At 37.0% G+C, this 22,664-nt stretch carries 14 protein-coding genes; all 14 read left to right on the top strand.

Annotated features, from left to right (window positions below; translation table 11 throughout):
* The first annotated feature begins 25 nt into the window (after window positions 1-25).
* The 14 genes from nrfD to LB076_RS01410 all read left to right on the top strand — a co-directional run bounded on the left by nrfD (window position 26) and on the right by LB076_RS01410 (window position 22,598).
* Window positions 26-1,429: an NrfD/PsrC family molybdoenzyme membrane anchor subunit gene (nrfD, locus tag LB076_RS01480; protein ID WP_066335853.1), complete on the top strand. Its 1,404-nt coding sequence runs from the start codon at window positions 26-28 to the stop codon at window positions 1,427-1,429.
* The gene (locus LB076_RS01475) at window positions 1,422-1,946 is read left to right on the top strand and encodes a DUF3341 domain-containing protein (RefSeq protein ID WP_066335855.1); all 525 of its coding nucleotides are present in this window, start codon (window positions 1,422-1,424) and stop codon (window positions 1,944-1,946) included. The genes nrfD and LB076_RS01475 overlap by 8 nt, the downstream gene beginning before the upstream one ends.
* 7 nt (window positions 1,947-1,953) lie before the next feature.
* The gene (locus tag LB076_RS01470) at window positions 1,954-2,499 is read left to right on the top strand and encodes a c-type cytochrome (protein ID WP_066335856.1); all 546 of its coding nucleotides are present in this window, start codon (window positions 1,954-1,956) and stop codon (window positions 2,497-2,499) included.
* Between the two features lie 27 nt (window positions 2,500-2,526).
* Entirely contained in the window at window positions 2,527-3,885 is a 1,359-nt protein-coding gene (locus tag LB076_RS01465) for a cation-translocating P-type ATPase (protein WP_066335858.1), read from the top strand.
* A gap of 19 nt (window positions 3,886-3,904) precedes the next feature.
* Window positions 3,905-5,059: a cytochrome c oxidase subunit II gene (locus tag LB076_RS01460; protein ID WP_066335860.1), complete on the top strand. Its 1,155-nt coding sequence runs from the start codon at window positions 3,905-3,907 to the stop codon at window positions 5,057-5,059.
* Between the two features lie 27 nt (window positions 5,060-5,086).
* Complete coding sequence (locus tag LB076_RS01455) at window positions 5,087-6,883, top strand: cytochrome c oxidase subunit I (protein WP_066335866.1); 1,797 nt, start codon at window positions 5,087-5,089, stop codon at window positions 6,881-6,883.
* Window positions 6,884-6,968: 85 nt separating this feature from the next.
* Window positions 6,969-7,991: a Holliday junction branch migration DNA helicase RuvB gene (gene ruvB / locus LB076_RS01450; protein ID WP_066335867.1), complete on the top strand. Its 1,023-nt coding sequence runs from the start codon at window positions 6,969-6,971 to the stop codon at window positions 7,989-7,991.
* A gap of 101 nt (window positions 7,992-8,092) precedes the next feature.
* Window positions 8,093-9,016 (top strand): tRNA epoxyqueuosine(34) reductase QueG, encoded by a 924-nt coding sequence (gene queG / locus LB076_RS01445; RefSeq protein ID WP_066335868.1) that lies wholly within the window; start codon window positions 8,093-8,095, stop codon window positions 9,014-9,016.
* A 262-nt stretch (window positions 9,017-9,278) separates the two neighbouring features.
* Complete coding sequence (locus LB076_RS01440) at window positions 9,279-11,564, top strand: NADP-dependent malic enzyme (RefSeq protein ID WP_066335871.1); 2,286 nt, start codon at window positions 9,279-9,281, stop codon at window positions 11,562-11,564.
* A gap of 72 nt (window positions 11,565-11,636) precedes the next feature.
* Window positions 11,637-12,218: a Holliday junction branch migration protein RuvA gene (gene ruvA / locus LB076_RS01435; protein WP_066335874.1), complete on the top strand. Its 582-nt coding sequence runs from the start codon at window positions 11,637-11,639 to the stop codon at window positions 12,216-12,218.
* A 24-nt stretch (window positions 12,219-12,242) separates the two neighbouring features.
* Window positions 12,243-19,403 (top strand): T9SS outer membrane translocon Sov/SprA, encoded by a 7,161-nt coding sequence (gene sov / locus LB076_RS01430; protein WP_066336405.1) that lies wholly within the window; start codon window positions 12,243-12,245, stop codon window positions 19,401-19,403.
* An 85-nt stretch (window positions 19,404-19,488) separates the two neighbouring features.
* Complete coding sequence (gcvH, locus tag LB076_RS01425; RefSeq protein ID WP_066335877.1) at window positions 19,489-19,869, top strand: glycine cleavage system protein GcvH; 381 nt, start codon at window positions 19,489-19,491, stop codon at window positions 19,867-19,869.
* A 79-nt stretch (window positions 19,870-19,948) separates the two neighbouring features.
* Entirely contained in the window at window positions 19,949-20,248 is a 300-nt protein-coding gene (locus LB076_RS01420) for a VanZ family protein (RefSeq protein ID WP_232505668.1), read from the top strand.
* Between the two features lie 235 nt (window positions 20,249-20,483).
* Window positions 20,484-22,598, top strand: coding sequence for a prolyl oligopeptidase family serine peptidase (locus LB076_RS01410; RefSeq protein WP_066335879.1), 2,115 nt, complete (start codon window positions 20,484-20,486; stop codon window positions 22,596-22,598).
* Window positions 22,599-22,664: the final 66 nt, after the last annotated feature.

Below are 22,664 nucleotides of genomic sequence, written 5' to 3'. Positions count from 1 at the left end.
TTAATTAAGAAACATATAAAGGATTATGTCGTCTCACTACGAAGCAACCATTAGAAAACCTTTAGTTATAGGTGATAAATCTTATCACGACGTAACAGTAGATATAGCTGCGCCTGTTGAAGGAAAAGCAAATAAACATTGGTGGATTGTGTTTTCAATCGCACTAGCTGCTTTCCTTTGGGGAATTGGCTGTATTATTTATACCATATCTACAGGTATAGGAACTTGGGGATTAAACAAAACTGTTGGATGGGCCTGGGATATCACAAACTTTGTTTGGTGGGTAGGTATCGGTCACGCAGGAACACTAATTTCAGCGGTTCTATTATTATTCCGTCAAAGATGGAGAATGGCAATTAACCGTTCTGCCGAAGCAATGACAATTTTCTCAGTAGTACAAGCGGGTTTGTTCCCAATCATACACATGGGACGTCCTTGGTTGGCTTACTGGGTGTTGCCAATTCCAAATCAATTTGGCTCTTTATGGGTAAACTTTAACTCCCCATTACTTTGGGATGTATTTGCAATTTCAACCTATTTATCCGTTTCATTAGTTTTCTGGTGGACTGGTTTATTACCTGATTTTGCAATGCTTAGAGATAGAGCTATCACCCCATTTAATAAACGAATTTACTCTATACTTAGTTTTGGTTGGAGTGGACGCGCTAAAGACTGGCAGCGATTTGAAGAAGTATCTTTAGTGCTTGCAGGTCTTGCAACACCGCTGGTACTTTCAGTACATACTATTGTATCGATGGACTTTGCTACTTCAGTTATTCCTGGATGGCATACTACAATTTTCCCTCCGTATTTTGTTGCTGGTGCTGTATTTTCAGGATTTGCAATGGTAAATACCTTACTTATTATTATGAGAAAGGTGTCTAATCTAGAAGCTTATATTACATTGCAACATATTGAATTGATGAACATAGTAATTATGATCACGGGTTCTATTGTTGGAGTTGCTTATATTACTGAATTATTTATAGCTTGGTATTCTGGAGTAGAATATGAGCAATATGCTTTCTTAAACAGAGCAACAGGGCCTTATTGGTGGGCATATTGGTCGATGATGACTTGTAATGTTTTTTCTCCACAATTTATGTGGTCTAAAAAATTACGTACCAGTATTATGTTTTCGTTCGTTATCTCGATTGTGGTAAACATCGGTATGTGGTTTGAACGATTTGTAATTATTGTTACCTCATTACATAGAGATTACTTACCATCTTCATGGACAATGTTTTCACCAACATTTGTAGATATTGGTATTTTTATAGGAACAATTGGTTTCTTCTTTGTGTTGTTTTTATTGTACTCTAGAACATTCCCTGTTATAGCTCAGGCAGAGGTAAAAACAATATTGAAAGGGACAGGAGATAATTATAAAAGAGAAAGAGAAGCAAATAAAGATTCACATCATGAATAATAAAGTAATATACGCCATTTATAATGACGATGATATATTGATGGATGCGGTTAAAAAGACTAGAGCAGCTCATCATCATATCGAAGAAGTTTTTACGCCATTTCCAGTTCACGGTTTGGATAAAGCTATGGGACTTGCACCTACAAGATTGGCTATTTGTGCATTCTTGTATGGTTGCGTAGGTATAACGGTAGCTACTACAATGATGAATTATATAATGATTCAAGATTGGCCTCAGGATATTGGTGGTAAACCAAGTTTTAGTTTTATTCAAAATATGCCTGCTTTTGTTCCAATTATGTTTGAAATGACGGTGTTTTTTGCTGCGCATTTAATGGTTCTTACTTTTTATATGAGAAGTAAACTATGGCCATTTAAAGAAGCAGAAAACCCGGATGTAAGAACTACAGATGATCACTTTTTAATGGAGGTTTCCATTAATAATAATGAAGAAGAGTTAGTTTCTTTTTTCCAAAATACGGGAGCTGTAGAAGTTAAAGTAATAGAAAAGAATTAATTTAGATATGAAAACCCTATACAAAATAACACTATTATTAGGCATTACTATTTTAGTAGCTTCGTGCCATAATAATAAAGCGCCAAATTACCAGTATTTTCCTAATATGTATGAATCTGTAGGTTACGAAACCTATTCGGAATCCAGTGCATTTAAAAATGGAAAAGAAGCACAGTTACCTGCTAAGGGAACTATAAATAGAGGTTTTGAACCTTTTGATTATGAGAATACTACTGCTGGTTATGAGTTGGCTAAGGCTAATCTTGTATCTCCTTTAGACTCTTTAGATAGAAATTCAGATAAAGGAAAAGATCTGTATGATATTTATTGCATTAGTTGTCATGGTGCAACTGGTAATGGAAAAGGTAAATTAGTAGAAAGAGAAAAGTTCTTAGGAGTGCCTAGTTATAAAGACAGGGTGATTTCTGAAGGTAGTGTTTTCTTTGTTGTGACTTATGGATTAAACTCAATGGGTTCACATGCAAATCAATTAAGTGCACATGAACGTTGGTTAGTTGCTGACTATGTCCTTAAACTAAAAAGCCAATTATAATTGTTGAACAAACTGATCGTATTAGATATGTATACATTTTCAAGTAAATTAAAAACTCTTTCTTTGATCTTAATGGCCGTAGGTATATTAGGTATAGGTTACGGTTTTTATAGTGCACCAAAAGATATTCACGAAGTGGAAAATCTTCTAGCTGCAGAGAATCATGGAACTCATGGAGAAACTACACAACACGCTGAAGCGACACCTTCGGATAACGCATCAACTGAACATGCTGCGCATGGAAGTAGTGTTCACGATGCTAAAGAAGTAGCAAAACATGAAAAACACTTAACTCACGTTTTACATCAATTGCAAAACAAGCCTTGGGCTGCTTTGTATGTTGCTTGTATTTTCTTTATGCTTATTGCTATGGGTGTTTTAGCCTTTTATGCAATACAGCAAGTAGCTCAAGCAGGGTGGTCTCCAGTGCTATTTAGAGTAATGCAAGGAATAACCGCATATCTGCCTTATGGGTCTGCTATATTTTTTGTTATATTAATATTGTGTGGATTGCATTTTAACCATTTATTTATTTGGTTGGATCCAGAAGTCGTTGCGCATGACAAACTTATTGCTAACAAATCTGGTTATTTAAATTTTCCTTTTTGGATTATCAGAGCCGCTATATTTTTAATTGGATGGAATCTTTATAGATATTATTCTACCAAAAATTGTTTAGCGCAAGACCAATCTAATGACAATTCATATTACAAAAAGAACTTTAAAATGACTGCTGGTTTTCTAGTATTCTTTATAGTTACAGAATCCATCATGTCATGGGATTGGATTATGTCTATTGATCCTCACTGGTTTAGTACGCTTTTTGGATGGTATGTTTTTGCTAGTTTCTTTGTAAGCGGAATCACTATGATAGCATTAGTTACGGTGTATTTAAAATCAAAAGGTTTTCTAGAATATGTTAATTCTAGCCATATACATGATTTGGCAAAATTCATGTTTGGTATTAGTATATTTTGGACTTATTTATGGTTCTCTCAATTTATGTTAATTTGGTACGCTAACATACCAGAAGAGATTACTTATTTTATAACCAGAATACAGCTATATAACTTACCATTCTTTGGTGCGGTGGTTATGAATTTTGTTTTCCCTTTATTAATTTTAATAAATACAGATTTCAAAAGAATTAGTTGGGTAATTGTAATGGCTGGAGTAGTTATTTTAGCCGGTCATTATCTTGATTTCTTCAATATGATTATGCCAGGAACTGTTGGAGACAGATGGTTTATTGGTATTCCAGAAATTGCATCGGTACTTTTCTTTCTTGGGTTGTTTATTTTTACAGTGTTTACTGCATTGACTAAAGCGCCATTATTGCCAAAAAGAAATCCATTTATAGAAGAAAGTAAACATTTTCATTATTAATTTTTAAAGAAATAAACAGATGACAAGTTTGTTGGTAATTATAGTTTTAGTTTTATTGGCTGTTGCTTTATGGCAATTGACAAAGATATTTGATCTTACCCAGGTAGGTTCTCGTTCTGACAGTTCTGAAGTAGCAAATGATAATGATAACAATGTACAAGGGTATTTAATGTTTGGCTTTTTAGCTTTCATTTATATATTCTCAATATATGGTTTGATATCGTGGGGTGGTTTGGTTCTTAAAGTTCCTGCTTCTGCTCATGGAGCATTAGTAGATAATCTTATGAATATCTCGTGGGTTCTTTTGTTTATAGTTCAGGCTATTACACAAGTTTTATTGCATTATTTTGCGTTTAAATACAGAGGTAAAAAAGGCCAAAAAGCATTATATTTTGCAGATAATAATAAATTGGAAGCTGTTTGGAGTATTATTCCTGCAATTGTTTTAGCTGGTTTAATCCTTTACGGTTTGTATGCTTGGACTAACATCATGTTTATTGATGAAGAAGAAGACACTGTAGTTGTAGAGCTTTATGCGCAACAATTTAAGTGGACTGCTCGTTACGCTGGTGAAGATAATGTGCTAGGAAAAGCAAATGTTAGGTACATTGAGGGTATTAATACTCTAGGAGTTGATCTCTCAGATCCTTATGCTCAAGATGATATTGTTGTATCTGAATTGCATATTCCAAAAGGGAAAAAGGTACACTTCAAAATGCGATCTCAAGATGTATTGCACTCTGCTTATATGCCTCACTTTAGAGCGCAAATGAACTGTGTTCCTGGTATGGTTACGGAATTTGCATTTGAGCCCGTATACACCACTGCTGAGTACAGAGAATTACCGTATATGGTAGAGAAAGTTGCCAATATCAATGCGCTTCGAGCTAAGAAAAGTACTGATATAGTTGCTAAAGGTGGTACAGCTTTAGACCCATATACTTTTGACTACTTACTTTTATGTAATAAAATTTGTGGTACTTCACACTATAACATGCAAATGAAAATTATAGTTGATACTCCAGAGGATTATAAAAAATGGTTAGCAGAACAAGTACTATTAGCGCAACAAGTAAAAGAGGCAGCAACTCCAGCAAAAACAGAAGTATTAGCAGACAATGTATCTGCGAATATGAAAGATACTATTGCTGTTTCGGTTATTGCAAAAAAATAATTATTTAAGAATTTAAAGTATACATATATGTCAGTAGAAGGTCACGATCACGGACACGATCACGAACACGAACATCATCATAAAGAGACATTCATTACTAAGTATATATTTAGTATGGATCACAAAATGATTGCTAAACAATATCTAATTTCAGGTATTATAATGGGAATCATCGGTGTTGGAATGTCGATGCTTTTTAGAATGCAATTAGCATGGCCTGAAGAGTCTTTCAAAATATTTAATGTTTTACTAGGGGATAAGTTTGCTCCAGATGGCGTAATGACAAACGATGTTTATCTAGCCTTAGTTACCATACACGGTACCATAATGGTATTCTTTGTTTTAACTGCAGCCCTGAGTGGAACTTTTAGTAACTTATTAATACCCTTACAAATTGGTGCCCGTGATATGGCGTCAGGATTTATGAACATGGTTTCATATTGGTTGTTCTTTTTATCCAGTATCATCATGTTGTCATCTTTATTTGTTGAGGCAGGACCAGCATCATCAGGTTGGACTATTTATCCTCCTTTGAGTGCCTTGCCACAAGCAATACCAGGTTCTGGAATGGGAATGACATTATGGTTAGTATCCATGGCTTTATTTATAGCATCTTCATTAATGGGATCGTTAAACTATATTGTAACGGTTATCAATTTAAGAACCAAAGGAATGTCTATGACAAGATTGCCACTTACCATTTGGGCTTTCTTTGTAACAGCCATCATTGGTGTGGTTTCGTTTCCAGTTTTATTATCAGCAGCTTTATTGCTAATATTTGACAGAAGTTTTGGAACCTCTTTTTTCCTTTCGGATATTTATATAGCTGGAGAAGTTTTACATTACCAAGGAGGTTCTCCGGTTTTATTTGAGCACTTATTTTGGTTTTTAGGACACCCTGAGGTTTATATTGTATTATTGCCAGCTTTAGGAATCACTTCCGAAGTAATTGCAACCAATTCTCGCAAGCCAATCTTTGGTTACCGTGCCATGATTATGTCTATTCTTGCCATAGCATTTTTGTCTACCATTGTTTGGGGACACCATATGTTTGTATCCGGTATGAATCCATTTTTAGGTTCTGTATTTACCTTTACAACCCTGTTGATTGCTATTCCATCTGCCGTAAAAGCATTTAATTATATAACTACGTTATGGAAAGGTAACTTACAATTAAATCCAGCCATGTTATTTTCTATTGGTTTAGTATCCACATTTATTACTGGTGGACTAACGGGGATTATTCTTGGAGACAGTACCTTAGATATTAACGTTCACGATACTTATTTTGTAGTTGCTCACTTTCACTTAGTAATGGGTATTTCTGCTCTTTACGGAATGTTTGCAGGTATCTACCACTGGTTTCCAAAAATGTTCGGAAGAATGTTAAATAAAAACCTAGGATATGTTCACTTTTGGGTAACCGCAATATGCGCTTACGGAGTTTTCTTTCCGATGCACTTTATAGGTTTAGCAGGTCTACCAAGACGTTACTATACCAATACCAATTTTCCATTATTTGATGATTTACAAAACGTAAATGTTTTAATTACCACTTTTGCATTAATAGGAGGAATCTTTCAGTTGGTATTTTTGTACAACTTTTTTTCAAGTATTTTTTATGGAAAAAAAGCAGTTCAAAATCCATGGAGATCCAATACATTAGAGTGGACTACACCAGTAGAAGCAATCCACGGAAACTGGCCTGGAGAAATTCCAGAAGTACACAGATGGCCTTATGATTATAGCAATCCAGGTCATCACGAAGACTTTGTGCCTCAGACAGTACCCATGAAACCAGGTGAAGAAGTTTTACACCATTAAAATTCCATAAAATCCACAAAAATGCCTTTCTATGTTTTTAGAAAGGCATTTTTATTTGCATAAAACTTTATAGTATCTTTGTTCCATGAATGAAAATTTAGACCCAACCACCAACGGATACAATTCCGAAGAATTAGACATAGAGAAAAAACTCCGACCACTCTCTTTTGATGATTTTTCTGGTCAAGATCAGGTATTAGAAAATCTAAAAGTTTTTGTAGAAGCTGCCAATCAAAGGGAAGAAGCCTTGGATCATACCCTATTTCATGGCCCTCCTGGTTTAGGTAAAACAACCTTAGCCAATATACTGGCCAACGAATTAAATGTAGGTATTAAGATCACTTCAGGACCAGTGCTAGACAAACCAGGCGATTTAGCAGGATTGTTAACTAATCTAGAAGAAAGAGACGTTTTATTTATTGACGAAATACATCGTTTAAGTCCCATTGTAGAAGAATACTTATACTCCGCCATGGAAGATTTCAAGATAGACATCATGATAGAATCTGGGCCCAATGCCCGTACCGTACAAATCAACCTAAATCCCTTCACATTAATAGGAGCCACCACCCGCTCCGGACTACTAACTGCCCCCATGAGAGCCCGATTTGGGATAGCCTCACGTCTGCAGTACTACACCACCGAATTGCTAACAACCATAGTAGAAAGAAGCGCCACCATTTTCAAAATGCCTATTTCCATGGAAGCAGCCGTAGAGATAGCCGGCAGAAGCCGCGGAACACCCCGTATTGCCAACGCATTATTGCGTAGAGTACGTGATTTTGCACAAATAAAAGGAAACGGAACCATAGATATCACTATAGCCAAGTATGCCCTAAAAGCCCTGAACGTAGATGCACACGGACTAGACGAAATGGATAACAAAATTCTGGTAACCATCATCGATAAATTTAAAGGTGGACCAGTTGGACTCAGTACTTTAGCAACCGCCGTGTCAGAAAGCAGCGAAACAATAGAGGAAGTCTACGAGCCATTTTTAATACAAGAAGGGTTCATTATGCGAACCCCAAGAGGTAGAGAAGTCACAGACAAAGCCTACCGCCATTTAGGAAAAATAAAAGCAAATACCCAAGGAGGATTATTTTAATACCAAGCCATTTCCTGCTGTGCACTATATCTTTTATTCTGAACCCCAGAATAAAAGGATGCCGTTACCATCAGGGCTAGGGTTCCCAAAATCAGAGAAATATTATTGCCACAAAACAAACATACACCCAACACATAAAGTCCGAAGCAAAACGTCTCGGATTTCTTTCGTGTGGCATCTCCAAGGCAGGTTTTTTAGAACAAGAAGCCCCAAGACTAGAACAATGGCTCCAAAAAAATCAAAACGGACAAATGGCCTACATGGAAAACCATTTTGATAAACGCCTAGATCCAACCTTGTTAGTAGAGGGGGCAAAAAGTGTTGTGTCCTTGCTCCTTAATTACTACCCATCAGAAATTCAAAATAGCGACACGTACAAAATATCCAAATATGCCTACGGACAAGATTACCACCAAGTAATCAAAGATAAATTAAAAGAGCTGTTGTTTTCCATCCAAGAAAACATAGGCAATGTATCGGGTCGTGCTTTTGTAGATTCGGCTCCGGTTTTAGACAAAGCCTGGGCAGCAAAAAGTGGTTTAGGTTGGATAGGCAAAAACAGCAATCTAATTACTCAAAAAGTAGGCTCTTTTTATTTCATTGCCGAGTTGATACTAGACCTAGAGCTCGTATACGACACCCCAACCACAGACCACTGCGGTAGTTGCACCGCCTGTATAGATGCCTGCCCTACAGAAGCAATCGTATCGGCACATGTAGTAGATGGTAGCAAATGTATTTCGTATTATACCATAGAACTGAAAGAAAACATTCCGCCAGAAATGAAAGGAAAGTTAAATGATTGGGCATTTGGCTGTGATATTTGCCAGGATGTTTGCCCTTGGAACCGATTTTCAAAACCCCACCAAGAGCCTCTATTTAATGCCAAACCAGAAATCCTATCTCTATCCAAAAAAGACTGGGAAGAAATCACCGAAGAAACCTTTAGAGTTGTTTTTAAAGACTCCCCAATAAAAAGAACCAAGTTTAAAGGACTCCAGCGGAATATAGATTTTTTAAAATAACCACTATTTGTAGTATTCAATCGCTTTCTTGTTTTAGTACATAGCAATAAATCAGAAATTTTAGATGACAATATTTAAATCCCTAAAGAGTTTTAGATAGGTATTTTGTGCGAGATTCTTTTTGTGTTGTGAGAGAGTCCTTACGGATTAAGAATGATTTTATAAAACAAATAGTAACGGTATATTTATAAAAGATAATTCTAAACACATTGTATTTAAATCAATACCGCTATCTTTGTAAGCTACAATAAAATGTAAAAAAATGAATAAAAATAGCAAAAGAAGAGAGGCATTATTATACCACGCAAAGCCCACTCCCGGAAAAATTCAAGTAGTACCTACTAAGAAATATGCAACCCAAAGAGACCTATCTCTTGCTTACTCCCCAGGAGTAGCAGAACCTTGCTTAGAAATAGCCAAAGACATAGACAATGTTTATAAGTACACGGCCAAAGGTAATTTGGTAGCTGTAATCACCAACGGAACCGCAGTTCTAGGATTGGGGGATATTGGACCAGAGGCTTCTAAGCCAGTAATGGAAGGAAAAGGACTGTTGTTCAAGATTTTTGCAGACATCGATGTTTTTGACATTGAAATTGGCACCAAAGATATTGAAGAATTTATCCAGACAGTAAAAAATATTGCCCCAACCTTTGGAGGAATAAATCTAGAAGACATCAAGGCACCAGAATCTTTTGAAATAGAGCGTAGGCTGGTAGAAGAATTAAACATTCCGGTAATGCATGATGACCAACACGGAACAGCTATTATTTCATCGGCAGCTTTGATCAATGCGTTAGAGTTAGCAGATAAAAAAGCAGCAGAGGTAAAGATGGTGGTTTCTGGAGCAGGATCCGCCGCATTGGCTTGTGCGGATTTATATGTTTTGTTAGGGGTTAAAATGGAAAACATTTTGATGTTTAATAGCAAAGGATTGTTAACCAAAGACAATGCTACTTTATCAACAAAGCAATTAAAATATGCCAAAGACAGTGCGCAACTAAGCCTTGAAGAAGCCTTAGTTGGAGCAGATATTTTCTTAGGACTTTCTTCCGGAAATATTATGACTCCGCAAATGTTGTTAGGTATGGCAGCCAATCCAATTGTTTTTGCCATGGCTAATCCAGACCCCGAAATTGACTACAACGTAGCCATCGCCACACGTAAGGACGTAATTATGGCAACCGGAAGATCCGACCATCCTAACCAAGTTAATAATGTTCTTGGATTTCCGTATATCTTTAGAGGAGCACTAGATGTTCGTGCCACAAAAATTAACGAAGCCATGAAGATGGCTGCAGTAAAAGCACTAGCTTCTTTGGCAAAAGAATCTGTGCCAGAGCAAGTAAACGTTGCTTATGGCGAGACTAAATTAGTATTTGGTAGAGACTATATCATTCCAAAACCATTTGATCCAAGATTAATCAGCATAGTGGCGCCAGCGGTTGCAAAAGCAGCAATGGAATCCGGAGTAGCCCTTAACCCAATTACAGATTGGGATAAATACGAAGAAGAGCTTTTGGATCGTTTAGGGAATGACAACAAAATGGTTCGTTTGATCACCAATAGAGCCAAAACAGATCCTAAACGTATCGTATTTGCAGAGGCGGACAACTTGGACGTTCTAAAAGCAGCGCAAATTGTTTTAGAAGAAGGAATAGGACACCCTATTTTATTAGGGAACAAGGAGATTATACTAGAACTAAAAGAAGAATTAGGCTTTGATGCAGATCTAGAGATAATTGACCCTAAAATAAAAGAAGAAGAAGAAAGACGCAATCGTTTTGCAAGTATTTATTGGGAATCCAGAAAAAGAAGAGGAATTTCATTATATGATGCGCAAAAATTAATGCGAGAGCGCAATTATTTTGCAGCCATGATGGTTAATGAAAAAGAAGCAGACGCTTTGGTTTCTGGACACTCTCGTAGCTACTCCTCTGTAGTGAGACCCATGTTGCAATTAGTAGATAAGGCACCGGGCGCATCCATAGTTGCAACAACCAATATAATGATGACCTCTCGTGGTCCTATGTTTTTATCCGACACGGCCATAAACATTAACCCAACAGCGGATGAACTAGCAAAGATAGCAGTGATGACAGCAAAAACGGCCAGAATGTTTGGAGTAGAGCCAGTTATTGCCATGGTTTCGTATTCTAATTTTGGATCTTCTAATAGTGATAGTGCTTCAAAAGTTAGAGAAGCAGTGGCTTATTTGCATAAAAACCATCCAGATTTAATAATAGATGGAGAGGTACAGGCCGATTTTGCTTTAAACCCAGAGATGCTGAAAGAAAAATTCCCTTTCTCTAAATTAGCAGGCAGAAAAGTTAATACGTTAATTTTTCCTAATTTAGATGCTGCAAATATTACGTACAAATTGCTAAAAGAACTAAATAAAGTAGACTCAATAGGGCCTATCATGATGGGATTAGGCAAGCCAGTGCATATATTTCAATTAGGCGCAAGCGTAGAAGAAATGGTAAATATGGCTGCTATTGCAGTTATAGACGCACAAGAAAAGCAAAAAAAGCAGACTATTAAATAAAATAAAATACTATATTGCTTACCATAATTTTTTGTTATGGTAAGCTTTTTTTTGTAATAAAATTAAAATTCAATGATTGGACATTTACAGGGTAAACTAGTCGAGAAAACCCCTACCCAGGTAGTAATAGATTGTGCAGGAGTTGGTTACGAAGTACATATTTCCTTGCATACCTACTCTTTGTTGCCTACAACAGATTACATCAAATTGTATACCCATGTTCAGATCAAAGAAGATGCCCATACCTTATTTGGATTTGTTGAAAAATCCGAACGCGAGATCTTTAAAATGCTATTATCCGTATCCGGAATTGGAGCTAGTATTGCACGAACCATGTTGTCCTCATTAGAGCCAAAACAAATTATCAACGCTATAGGATCTGCAGATGTAGTTGCCATTCAATCCATAAAAGGAATTGGTAGCAAAACAGCACAAAGAGTTATTCTAGATCTGAAAGAAAAAATGCTCAAATTGTATGATTTAGACGAAGTTTCTATGTCTCAAAGCAATACAAATAGGGATGAAGCGTTATCCGCATTAGAAGTTTTAGGCTTTTTGCGCAAAGCCTCCGAAAGAGTTATTGAAAAAATTATAAAAGAAGATCCAGAAGCCTCTGTAGAATCGATTATTAAAAAAGCATTAAAAGCTCTATAAGAGTTTGTAAATACGAAAATGGGTATGCAAAAAATTGGTATTTTTCTATTGGTTTTATTTAGTAGTTTTCTAACTAAAGCCCAAGTAAAAAAAGAAACACAAGATACAACGAAATCCGGTTTTACTTATGGAAAAATTCAAATAAAAGACCCACAAAGTATTGTGGATGCCTACACCTATGACCCAGTTACGGATAGATACATTTATACAAAATCCATAGACGGATTCTCTATCATTCACCCCATAGTGTTGACTCCCAAAGAATACCAAAATTTGATTTTAAAAGAATCGATGCGGGATTATTTTAAGAAAAAAACTGATGCCATTGACGGCAAAAAAGAAGGTAGTGAAGCAGCCAAAAAAGATTTATTGCCTAAATACTACGTAAATTCGAGCCTTTTTGAATCTATATTTGGAAGCAATACCATAGACGTTAAACCCACCGGATCAGTAGAGATGGATTTGGGTGCGCGCTATACAAAACAAGACAATCCCTCGTTTTCTCCGCGAAATAGATCCAATTTATCCTTTGACTTTGACCAAAGAATCAGCATGAGTTTGATGGGAAAAGTAGGGACACGACTAAATGTAAATGCAAACTACGATACGCAGTCTACCTTTGCTTTTCAAAACTTAATTAAGTTAGAATACACTCCTACCGAAGACGATATTATTCAAAAAATAGAAGTAGGTAATGTTAGCTTGCCGCTAAATAGCTCTTTAATACGTGGCTCCCAAAGTTTATTTGGTGTGAAGGCACAATTGCAGTTTGGTAAAACAACCATTACCGGGGTTTTTTCGGAACAAAAATCACAAACCAAAAGCATTGTGGCCGAAGACGGAGGAACCATTCAGAATTATGAGATGTTTGCATTGGATTACGACAATGACAGACACTTTTTTTTATCACAATATTTTAGAAATAAATACGATGCTTCGCTCAAAAAGTATCCTTTTATTGATAGTAGAGTTCAAATTACCAGAATTGAAGTTTGGGTTACCAACAAACAAACCAGAATAAACACCAATTCTAATAATTTAAGAAACATTATTGCACTACAAGATTTAGGTGAAAGCCAATGGACTGGTTTGGCTGATAATGAGGTTGTAGTCTTGAATCCAGCAACCGGAATGTTTAATAAACCCGCCAACACGCCTTCGGATAATGGGAATAACGGCTATGATCCAGCGCAAATTGAAGCCGGATCAGGATTGTTAAATCCAAAAATCAGAGAAATTGTTACAGCCAATTCCGGATTTAATGTTACCGTGCGCGAAGGGCAAGATTATTCTAAATTAGAAAACGCAAGAAAATTAAACGCAAACGAATTTACCTACAACGCCCAATTAGGATACATTTCGTTACAACAAAGATTAGCAAACGACGAAGTACTTGCCGTAGCCTACGAATATACCATAGGAGACAAAGTCTATCAAGTAGGAGAGTTTGGTAACGATGGCGTAAATCCTACAGTAGTTACCGGAACCAATGCCTCTAATCAGGCCATTGTTACACAAAGTTTGGTTTTAAAAATGTTAAAAAGCAACCTCACCAATGTAAAAGATCCTATCTGGAATTTGATGATGAAAAACATTTATCAAATACCTGGAGCCTATCAAATAAAGCAGGATGACTTTAGGTTTAACATACTCTATAGTGATCCTTCGCCAATAAATTATATATCCGAGGCCAAAGACAGTGCCGGTAATCCAGTGCCTTTCCCAGCAAATCCTTTGCCCGAAAATAAAGTAAAAGAAACCACTTTGTTGAAAGTGTTTAATCTGGATCGATTAAATTACAACAATGACCCACAAGCTGGTGGAGATGGTTTTTTTGATTTTTTATCGGGAGTAACCATAGACTCCCAAACAGGGCGCATTATTTTTACCACCAAAGAACCCTTTGGAGAGCTTTTGTTTTCAAAACTATCCAATCCACAATCGGCAGAAAATTATAAGGATCCAACAACCTATAATGCCAACCAAAAAAAGTATGTTTTTAGAAACATGTACCGCAATACCCAATCGGGTGCATTGCAAGATAGTGACAAAAACAAATTTCTTTTAAGAGGAAAATACAAATCCACCGGTAGTGATGGTATACCTATTGGTGCTTTTAATGTGCCACAAGGATCTGTAGTAGTTACCGCAGCTGGTAGAATATTGGTCGAAGGGATTGATTATAGCGTAAACTACCAACTAGGGAGAGTGCAAATTCTGGACGCTTCTTTGCAGGCTTCTAATACGCCAATTGAGATTTCGTTAGAAAATAATTCTGTTTTTGGGCAACAAACCCGCAGATTTATGGGCGTAAATGTAGAACATAAAATTTCGGATAAATTTTTAGTAGGCGCTACATTGTTAAAGATGACCGAAAAACCTTTCACACAAAAATCTTCCTATGGTCAAGAATCTGTAAACAACACCATCTTTGGATTTAATACTAATTATTCTACAGAAATTCCCTTTTTTACCAGATTAGTAAATAAATTGCCCAACCTAGATACGGATGTTCCTTCTAATCTTTCTGTACGTGGAGAGGTTGCTTTTTTAAAGCCAAATACACCTAGTGCTGCAGATTTTCAAGGAGAGTCCACACTTTATGTCGATGATTTTGAAGGATCTCAATCCACCATTGATATGCGTTCTGCTTACTCTTGGAACTTGTCTTCAACCCCTGAAAAAAACATCCAAAGCAATTATGATTTTAACGCAAATGCCACAGACTTGAGTTATGGTTTTAAAAGAGCCAAATTAGCATGGTACACCATAGATCCTATTTTTTATACCTCAAAGCCATCGGGTGTTACCAATGATGATTTATCTTTAAATACAACCAGAAGAGTTTTCAGTGAAGAGCTGTATCCACTGACCGATATTGCTCAAGGCCAGACTCAAGTAGTAAACACCTTAAATTTGAGTTATTATCCTTTAGAAAGAGGGCCTTATAATAATAATGCGAATTTTAATCTAGCTCCAAAAGATAATTTTGGAGGAATTACCCGAAGCATTAATTCTACTAATTTTGAACAAGGAAATGTGGAGTATATCCAGTTTTGGATTCTAGATCCTTATGTAGGCAAAGGCGAAATTGCACCTACAAATACAGGTAAAATTTATTTTAATTTAGGAGAAATTTCCGAAGATATATTAAAAGATGGTCGTAAACAATACGAAAATGGTCTAGGGCCAGATCAAATAGTGGTTAACCCGAGACCTTTATGGGGAGATGTGCCCGCTTCGCAATCTTTAATTTATGCCTTTGACAATAATGCTTCTAACAGAAAAAACCAAGATATAGGGTTGGATGGATTGAATAATGGGTCCGAAGCAAATGTGTATACCAATTTTGCCTCCGAGGCAGATCCAGCAGCAGATGATTATACGTATTATCTGAATACCAAAGGAAATATAATCGAAAGGTATAAAGACTATAATGGTCTAGAGGGTAATTCGGCGGTAGATATTAATGACCCCAATAGAGCCGCAACAACGGTTCCAGATGTGGAAGATATTAATAAAGACAACACCATGAACACCATCAATGCGTATTATGAATACAGTATTGATGTAAAACCCAACATGGCGATTGGACAAAATAACATTACAGATATCCGAAACACCCAAGTAACTCTTGCTAACGGCCAAGTTACAGATGCACGATGGTTGCAGTTTAAAATACCGGTTTCGCAACCCGAGAATACCATTGGTACTATATCGGATTTTAGATCCATTCGATTTATGCGAATGTTTATGACAGGATTTAACGAAGCTGTTACGTTACGATTTGGATCACTAGATTTAGTAAGAGGAGAATGGAGAAGATACACCAATACCTTGGATTATACCGATACCAACGTAGCGGATGATGGTACGGATCTAGATGTTCTGGCAGTAAATGTACAAGAAAATAATGCGCGTTGCCCAGTAAATTATGTCATCCCACCAGGGGTACAAAGAGAGCAATTGTACAATAACAATACGGTTATCAATCAAAACGAACAAGCACTCTCTCTACGAGTAGCAGGCACTGGATTGGAACCAAAAGATGCTAGAGCAGTTTTTAAAAATGTAAGCATAGACATGCGTCAATTTAAAAAACTTAAAATGTTTTTGCATGCAGAATCTCTAACGGGAGAAGTAGGTTTGCGAGACGATCAAATGGTAGGTTTTATTCGTTTTGGAAATGATTTTACCGAAAATTTTTATCAAATAGAATTGCCCTTAAAGGTAACCGTGCCAAGTGGTTCTTCAGCAACCAATTGTAGCGCTTTGAGTGCCGAGGTGGTTTGGCCTCAAGCCAATGAAATAGATTTGTCTTTAGATTTATTGACCCAATTAAAAGTGCAAGCCATGAGTGTGGATTTAAGCACGTTGCCACAAGACGGGATTTACTACCAAAACGAGGAACAACTTAACGGATCTGCAGCCAATAAACCCAATAAATTACGATTAGGGATAAAAGGAAATCCTAATTTTGGGATGGTACGAACTTTAATGGTTGGAGTCAAAAATAACGAAACCATTCAGGATATTAAAGGAGAGGTTTGGTTCAATGAACTTCGATTGGCCGAGATGGACAACAAAGGTGGTGCCGCTGCAATAGTAAATCTAGATACTAATTTTGCAGATTTTGCCACGGTATCTGCCACCGGAAGAAAAAGCACTATTGGTTTTGGTAGCTTAGAGCAAGGTTCTAACCAAAGAAGCCGAGAAGACATACAACAATACAATATTGTTACCAATATCAATCTAGGAAAATTATTACCAGTCAAATGGGGCGTTAATTTGCCCTTTAATTATGCTGTAGGCGAAGAGGTAATTACGCCTCAGTACGATCCGTTCAATCAAGATATTAAACTAAAACAACTCTTGGATAACACCACGGATCCAGCTACCAAAGATAATTTTAAAAATAGAGCTATAGACTATACCAAAAGAACGAGTATTAATTTCATTGGGGTACGAAAGCAACGAGAAGCAGAAAAAAAACCACATATATACGATGTAGAAAATTTTACTTTTTCTCAATCGTATAACGAAGTATCGCGTCATGATTTTGAAATAGAAGACTACGTAGACCAACTCTCCAACTCTGCGGTAGATTATGCTTATGCTTTTGATTCTAAGCCAGTAGAGCCTTTCAAGAAAACCAAGTTTATGAAAAAAAGTACCTATTGGAAGCTATTAAGCGATTTTAACTTTAATTATTTACCTACCAATATATCTTTTAATACCAATATTAATAGACAATACAACCGCCAACAATTCAGACAAATGGATGTCGAAGGTATTGGCTTGGATCCCCTATACCGCCGAAACTTTTTGTTTAATTACCAATACGGATTTAATTACAACCTGACCAAATCTTTAAAATTAAGCTATACCGCATCTTCCAATAATGTGGTAAAAAGTTATTTAAACGAAGACAACCAACCCATAGATAGTTTTACTATCTGGGATAGTTATTGGGATATTGGAGACCCAAACCAACACATGCAACAAGTGGTCTTAAACTATGATATTCCAATTAATAAAATCCCGTTGTTGGCCTTTGTAAAAGCAAATTATTCGTATACGGGAGACTATAGTTGGCAAAAAGCATCCAATGCGTTTTCTCAATTAGAAAGCTCAGGCATACCAGATTTAGGAAATACGGTCCAAAATGCACGTTCCAATAACTGGAATGCTAATTTTAGTATGGATCAATTTTACAAATATATTGGTCTAACCAAGAGTGGTCAAAAAGCAGCCAAAAAACCCAAAGCAGTTATACCAAAACCAGGAGACAAAATAGTCTCTTCGGCTACACCCCAAGTACAAAGTAGTCCTTTTGCAGATGTGTTAATTGGACTGGCAACCAGTGTAAAAAACATACAACTAAATTATAACGAAAATAGCGGAACCGTACTGCCAGGATATACACCTAGTGTTGGTTTCTTGGGGTCTTCAAGACCTTCTTTAGGATTTATTTTTGGAAGCCAAGAAGACGTGCGTTACGAAGCTGCCCGAAAAGGCTGGTTAACTTTTTATGACAATTTTAATCAAAACTACACCCAAGTAACCAATAAAACCTTTAAAGCTACGGCAAACATAGATTTGTTCCCAGACTTAAAAATAGACCTAAATGCAGACCGTTCTTATTCTGAGAATTATTCCGAACAATACGACGTGTCTCCCAACGGCATATACCATTCGCTGTCGCCCTACACGTACGGAATGTTCTCCATATCGACAGTTTTGATAAAAACATCCTTTTCTGCCAGCAACGAAAATGCCTCCGCAGCTTTCCAAGATTTTAGAAACAACCGTTTGGCGATAGCCAATAGACTGGCCACCCAAAAAGGCATAGATATCGCTAATCCAGCCAATTTAGATCCAGATGGCTATCCTTTAGGCTATAGCAAAAACAACCAAGCAGTGTTGTTGCCTGCATTCTTGGCAGCATATTCAGGCAGCGATGCGTCGGGCGTGTCTTTAGGTGCTTTTAGAAGCATTCCGATACCCAATTGGTCCGTAAAATACAATGGTTTGATGCGTTATGATCTGTTTAAGCGTAACTTTAAGCGTTTTTCATTACAGCATAACTATAGAGCATCCTATACCGTAAACCAATACCGTTCTAATTTTAAATATGATAACGATCCTAATGGTGTAGATGATAGTGGGGATTTTTACAACAAAACCATTCTGTCCAACATCAATTTAGTAGAACAATTTAGCCCACTAATTCGTATGGATTTTGAATTAAAGAGTTCCTTAAAAATACTTACCGAAATCAAAAAAGACCGAGCATTATCCATGAGTTTTGACAACAATCTATTGACCGAAGTTAAAGGGTTAGAATACGTTGTGGGTGTGGGATATCGTTTCAAAGACGTTATATTTTCTTCTAGATTGGCAGACAACCCTACCGGAATCATTAAAGGAGACATTAACATGAAACTAGATTTTTCATACAGAAACAACCAAACCATAGTGCGTTATTTAGATTATGACAACAACCAATTGGCAGGAGGGCAAAACATTTGGGCCTTAAAATTCACTGCAGATTATTCTTTCAGCAAAAATTTAACCGCCATTTTCTATTACGATCATTCTTTTTCCAAAGCAGTTATTTCTACTTCATTTCCATTAACCAATATTCGTTCGGGATTAACCCTGCGATACAATTTTGGAAATTAATTTTGAAAATCCCAGCCATATTTGAACAGAAGATTATTACATTTGTCAAATAAATAAAATTATCAATTATCAATTAATATTAATTATGAGTATACCAGCAAATTTAAAGTACACTAAAGATCACGAATGGGTTAGTTTAGATGGAGATGTAGCTACAGTAGGAATTACAGATTTTGCCCAAAAAGAATTAGGAGACATCGTTTATGTAGAAGTAGAAACCTTAGACCAAACTCTCGAAAAAGATGAGGTTTTTGGATCTGTAGAAGCAGTAAAAACGGTATCGGATTTATTTTTACCTTTAGCAGGAGAAATAGTAGAATTCAATGACGCTTTAGAGAGTACTCCCGAAACTGTAAATTCAGACCCATACGGAGCAGGTTGGATGATAAAAATTAAAGTATCCAATGTAGCAGATTTTGATAGTTTATTGTCAAGCGAAGCATACAAAGATTTAATTGGTGCGTAAATTATGTTTTTTTTTAATTGCAATACTCTGGTCCGGAATTGTCTTGTTTTTGTGCTTAACCCAAAGCACAAACCTCCCGGTGATAACCATTGCAAATTTAGATAAATATATACATGCATTTTTTCATTTTGTGTTTACATTACTTTGGGTTTTGTTTTTTAGAACTCAAATAAATAATGCTAATAAATATAAACCTCTGTTGGTTTCTTTTGTGTTTTCTGTTTTTTTTGGAATCCTGATAGAAATGCTACAGCTACGGCTTACAACTACCCGTCATGCAGATGCCTTAGATGTTTTGGCTAATATTTTTGGTGCTATCTTAGCGGTGTTGTTGGTGTTGCTTTATGATAAAATTAAATTGCAGAACACAAACAAATAATAAAAAAAAACCGTCTATTTTTAGACCGCCCCCAAATAGTAATTTACTTTTTGGGGGCTTTTTTATACCAACAAAATGCCTATAGTATTTTTTATAAAAACCAAACAAAGATAAAACAGCTAGTAACAAAGCGCAATCCTTGTTCTTGTATTTAAAATAAAAAGACCGCATCGCTACCGTCTTAAAAAATGCAACTGTTTTCGTATTTTTGTAACCAACCAAAAAACCAACCATAATGAAAAAAATAATTTTAATAATGGCAGTATTTCCTACAATAGTCGCTTTTGGACAAAACCCCAAACCGCTACACTATCCCGCAACCCCAAAAGGGCAGGTGGTAGATACTTATTTTGGTACCGAAGTTGCAGATCCCTACCGTTGGTTAGAAGACGATCGCTCTGAAGAAACAGCCGCTTGGGTACAAGCACAAAACAAAGTAACGCAAGCGTATCTAGATCCAATTCCTTTTCGGGAAGCATTAAAAACCCGAATGGAAAAACTCTGGAACTATGAAAAATTAAGTGCCCCATTTCAAGAAGGAAATTTCACTTATTTTTATAAAAACAACGGATTACAAAATCAGTCCGTAGTGTACCGAAAAGACGCCTCCGGTAAACAAGAAGTATTCTTAGATCCCAATACCTTTTCCAAAGACGGCACCACCTCACTGGCAGGGCTTGAATTTTCTAAAGACGGCTCAAAAGTAGCCTATGCAATTTCAGAAGGAGGTAGTGATTGGCGCAAAGTAATCATCCTAGATGCCTTGTCCAAAAGAGTTCTTGAAGACACCCTTGTGGATATTAAATTTAGCGGATTATCTTGGAGAGGAAACGAAGGATTTTATTATTCAAGCTACCAAAAACCAAAAGGCAGCGAACTTTCGGCAAAAACAGACCAACACAAACTATACTATCATAAACTCGGAACCGCTCAAAAAAACGATCCAGTAATTTTTGGAGCAAACCAAAAATGGCGCTACATTGGCGGTTCTGTCACCGAAGACGGCGCTTATCTAGTCATTTCGGCGGCAAATTCTACCTATGGCAACGCGCTCTATTTGCAAAGCCTCCAAACCCCCAACAGTCCAATTGTAACCCTCGTAGAAGATTTTAATAATGACCACAGCATCCTGACCACAAAAGGCAATAAATTATATATCGAAACAGACTACCAAGCGCCTAACAAGCGCATCGTAACGGCAGATTTTAGCCAACCAACCCTCGCAAACTGGGTAACGCTCATCCCAGAGACCAACCATGTACTCTCGCCTTCAACCGGAGCCGGATTTTTATTTGCTACCTACATGAAAGATGCCGTTTCGATGGTGCAACAATACGATTTTTCGGGAAAAATGCTTCGCGAAATCCAATTGCCAGCCGTAGGAACCGCAACAGGTTTTGCAGGAAAAAAAACCGATACCACTCTATATTATTCATTTACAAATTACACCACCCCAACCACCATCTACGCCCTAGATCCCAAAACTGGAAAATCCACCCTCTACGCCAAGCCAAACATTGACTTCAATACCCAAAAGTACACCTCAAAACAAATATTTTATACCTCCAAAGACGGCACCAAAATACCCATGCTTATTACCTACAAAAAAGGCCTTCAATTGAACGGGAAAAATCCAACCATGCTGTATGCCTACGGCGGATTCAATGTCAGTTTAACGCCAAGTTTTAGCATATCCAACGCCATTTGGATGGAAAATGGCGGTATTTATGCCGTTCCTAATCTAAGAGGAGGAGGAGAATACGGAAAAAAATGGCACGATGCAGGCACCAAAATGCAAAAACAAAATGTATTTGATGATTTCATTGCCGCCGCCGAATATTTAATAGCTCAAAAATACACCTCGACCCAATTCTTGGCCATCCGAGGCGGTTCCAACGGCGGTTTATTAGTAGGAGCCACCATGACCCAACGCCCAGATTTAATGCAAGTAGCCCTTCCAGCGGTAGGAGTTATGGATATGTTGCGCTACAATAGCTTTACCGCAGGCGCAGGATGGGCCTATGACTACGGAACCGCCCAAGACAGCCCCGAAATGTTCCAATACCTCCAAGGCTATTCGCCGGTGCATAACGTCAAGCCCGGCATCCAATATCCCGCCACCATGATCACCACTGGCGACCACGACGATAGAGTAGTGCCAGCCCACAGTTTTAAATTTGCAGCAGCATTGCAAGAAAAACAAACCGGATCCCGTCCTACCCTGATCCGTATTGATGTCAAAGCAGGCCACGGTGCCGGAAAATCAGTAGCAGCCACCATTCAAGAAAATGTAGACATCCAAGCCTTTGCTCTATACAACATGGGTATTGAATCCCTACCCAAACAATAATTTGGAGCAGATACCTGCTGTGCGCTATATCTTTTGCTTTTTAAACCAAAAAGCAAAAGGATGCCG

This window comes from Flavobacterium crassostreae, assembly GCF_001831475.1.
GTDB classification, from domain to species: Bacteria; Bacteroidota; Bacteroidia; order Flavobacteriales; family Flavobacteriaceae; genus Flavobacterium; species Flavobacterium crassostreae.
Note: the sequence above shows the minus strand (reverse complement) of the source record. Positions and strands in the feature narration are given on the sequence as shown.

Excerpts from the sequence above, each read along its gene's own strand:
- LB076_RS01465 (WP_066335858.1), top strand. The coding sequence starts at position 2,527 with ATGTATACATTTTCAAGTAAATTAAAAACTCTTTCTTTGATCTTAATG.
- LB076_RS01455 (WP_066335866.1), top strand. The coding sequence starts at position 5,087 with ATGTCAGTAGAAGGTCACGATCACGGACACGATCACGAACACGAACAT.
- LB076_RS01410 (WP_066335879.1), top strand. The coding sequence starts at position 20,484 with ATGAAAAAAATAATTTTAATAATGGCAGTATTTCCTACAATAGTCGCT.
- ruvA (WP_066335874.1), top strand. The coding sequence starts at position 11,637 with ATGATTGGACATTTACAGGGTAAACTAGTCGAGAAAACCCCTACCCAG.
- LB076_RS01475 (WP_066335855.1), top strand. The coding sequence starts at position 1,422 with ATGAATAATAAAGTAATATACGCCATTTATAATGACGATGATATATTG.
- sov (WP_066336405.1), top strand. The coding sequence starts at position 12,243 with ATGCAAAAAATTGGTATTTTTCTATTGGTTTTATTTAGTAGTTTTCTA.
- LB076_RS01460 (WP_066335860.1), top strand. The coding sequence starts at position 3,905 with ATGACAAGTTTGTTGGTAATTATAGTTTTAGTTTTATTGGCTGTTGCT.
- ruvB (WP_066335867.1), top strand. The coding sequence starts at position 6,969 with ATGAATGAAAATTTAGACCCAACCACCAACGGATACAATTCCGAAGAA.
- gcvH (WP_066335877.1), top strand. The coding sequence starts at position 19,489 with ATGAGTATACCAGCAAATTTAAAGTACACTAAAGATCACGAATGGGTT.
- nrfD (WP_066335853.1), top strand. The coding sequence starts at position 26 with ATGTCGTCTCACTACGAAGCAACCATTAGAAAACCTTTAGTTATAGGT.
- LB076_RS01440 (WP_066335871.1), top strand. The coding sequence starts at position 9,279 with ATGAATAAAAATAGCAAAAGAAGAGAGGCATTATTATACCACGCAAAG.
- LB076_RS01470 (WP_066335856.1), top strand. The coding sequence starts at position 1,954 with ATGAAAACCCTATACAAAATAACACTATTATTAGGCATTACTATTTTA.